At 63.6% G+C, this 2536-nt stretch carries 1 protein-coding gene; it reads right to left on the reverse strand.

Translation table 11 applies throughout. The annotated features are described in order from the left end of the window. Positions 1-7: 7 nt before the first annotated feature. Positions 8-2536 (reverse strand): aminomethyl-transferring glycine dehydrogenase (gene gcvP / locus ACRESD_RS25710; protein ID WP_431753472.1); only part of this gene is annotated, 2529 nt, incomplete at its 5' end.

Genomic DNA, 2536 nt, shown 5'->3' on the forward strand with positions numbered 1-2536 from the left:
AGTTAGATCAGGCGTAGCTCTCGATGGAAGGGCACGCACACACCAGGTTGCGATCACCAAACACGTTGTCCACACGGCCAACCGGCGGCCAGTACTTGCCTTCGATCAACGACGGCACTGGGTACACCGCTTGTTCACGGGTGTAGGGATGCGTCCACTCACTCACCAGTTCAGCAGCGGTGTGCGGCGCGTTTTTCAGCGGGTTATCGTCCTTGTCCAGGGTGCCATTTTCCACCGCGCGGATTTCTTCGCGGATGGCAATCATCGCGTTGCAGAAGCGGTCCAGTTCTTCCTTGGATTCGCTTTCGGTCGGCTCGATCATCAAGGTGCCGGCCACCGGGAACGACATGGTTGGGGCATGGAAGCCGAAGTCGATCAGGCGCTTGGCAACGTCATCCACGCTGATGCCGCTGCTGTCTTTCAGCGGGCGCAGGTCGAGGATGCATTCATGCGCCACCAGGCCGTTGCTGCCGGTGTAGAGGACTGGGTAGTGCTCTTCGAGGCGACGGGAGATGTAGTTGGCATTCAGGATCGCCAGTTGCGAAGCGCGCTTGAGGCCCGCGCCGCCCATCATGCTGATGTACATCCAGGTGATCGGCAGGATGCTCGCGCTGCCGAACGGTGCCGCGCACACGGCGCCTTCCTTGCGTTCCATGGCGGCGTGGCCTGGCAGGAATGGCGTGAGGTGAGATTTCACGCCAATCGGGCCAACGCCCGGGCCGCCGCCTCCGTGTGGAATGCAGAAGGTCTTGTGCAGGTTCAAGTGGGATACGTCACCGCCGAACTTGCCCGGGGCGCAGAGGCCGACCATGGCGTTCATGTTGGCGCCGTCGATGTACACCTGGCCGCCGTTGTCGTGGATGATCCCGCAGATTTCGCGGATACCTTCTTCGAACACGCCGTGGGTGGATGGGTAGGTGATCATCAGCGCGGCGAGGTGCTCGCGGTGCTCGATAGCCTTGGCGCGCAGGTCTTCGATGTCGACGTTGCCATGTGCATCGCAGGCGGTGACGACCACGCGCATACCGGCCATGTTGGCGGTGGCGGGGTTGGTACCATGGGCCGACGATGGGATCAGGCAGATGTCGCGGCGCTCTTCGCCACGGCTCTGGTGATAGGCACGGATCGCCAGCAGGCCCGCGTACTCACCCTGGGAACCGGCGTTCGGTTGCAGCGAGATTGCGTCGTAGCCGGTGGCCGCGCAGAGCATGGCTTCCAGCTCGGAAGTCAGTTGCTGGTAGCCGGCGCTTTGATCCGCCGGGGCGAACGGGTGCAGCGCACCGAACTCGGCCCAGGTCACCGGGATCATTTCGCTGGCGGCGTTGAGTTTCATGGTGCAAGAGCCCAGCGGGATCATGGTGCGATCCAGTGCCAGGTCCTTGTCGGCCAGCTTGCGCAGGTAGCGCATCAGCTCGGTTTCGGAGTGATAGCGGTTGAAAACCGGATGGCTGAGAACTGGCGACTGGCGCAGCAGGGCGGCTGGCAGCGTGCTTTCAGTTTGGGTGAAAGCTGGCAGGGCCTTGCCATCGGCAAAGATCGCCCACAGGGTTTCGATATCGGCCTGGGTGGTGGTTTCGTCCACCGACACACCCAGGCGTTCGCTATCCACCACACGTAGGTTGATGCGCTGGGCGCGAGCCTTGTCGTGCAGCGCGGCGGTGTTGGCGCCGGTGTTGAGGGTGATGGTGTCGAAGAAGTTTTCCTGCTCGACCTTCAAGCCCAGGGCGGTCAGGCCCTTGGCCAGAATCGCGGTCAGCTGGTGCACACGCTGGGCAATCTGGGTCAGGCCTTGAGGGCCGTGGTACACGGCATACATGCTGGCGATGTTGGCCAGCAGCACCTGGGCGGTGCAGATGTTCGACGTGGCCTTCTCGCGGCGGATATGTTGCTCGCGGGTCTGCATGGCCAGGCGCAGGGCCGGCTTGCCGAAACGGTCGACGGACACACCGACCAGACGGCCCGGCATGTCGCGTTTGAACGCATCCTTGGTGGAGAAGTAGGCCGCGTGTGGGCCACCGAAGCCCAGCGGCACGCCGAAGCGTTGTGCGCTGCCGATAGCCACGTCGGCACCGAACTCGCCCGGCGGGGTGAGCAGGGTCAGGGCCAGCAGGTCGGCGGCCACGGCTACCAGGGCGTTGGCGGTGTGGAAGCGTTCGGTCAGTTCGCGGTAGTCGAACACGTCACCGTTGCTGGCCGGGTATTGCAGCAGGGCGCCGAAGAACGGGCTGGCGTCGGTCAGTTCGCGCTCATCGCCCACCACCACGTCGATGCCCAGAGGCTCGGCACGGGTACGCAGTACATCGAGGGTTTGCGGGTGGCTGTGGATCGACGCGAAGAAGGCGTTGCTGCCCTTGTTCTTGCTCAGGCGCTTGCAGAAGGTCATGGCTTCGGCGGCGGCGGTGGCTTCATCGAGCAGGGATGCGTTGGCGATCGGCAGGCCGGTGAGGTCACTGATCAAGGTCTGGAAGTTCAGCAGCGCTTCCAGGCGGCCTTGGGAGATTTCTGGCTGGTACGGGGTGTAGGCGGTGTACCAGGC

It is taken from the genome of Pseudomonas sp., from assembly GCF_050739995.1.
Classification (GTDB): Bacteria; Pseudomonadota; Gammaproteobacteria; order Pseudomonadales; family Pseudomonadaceae; genus Aquipseudomonas.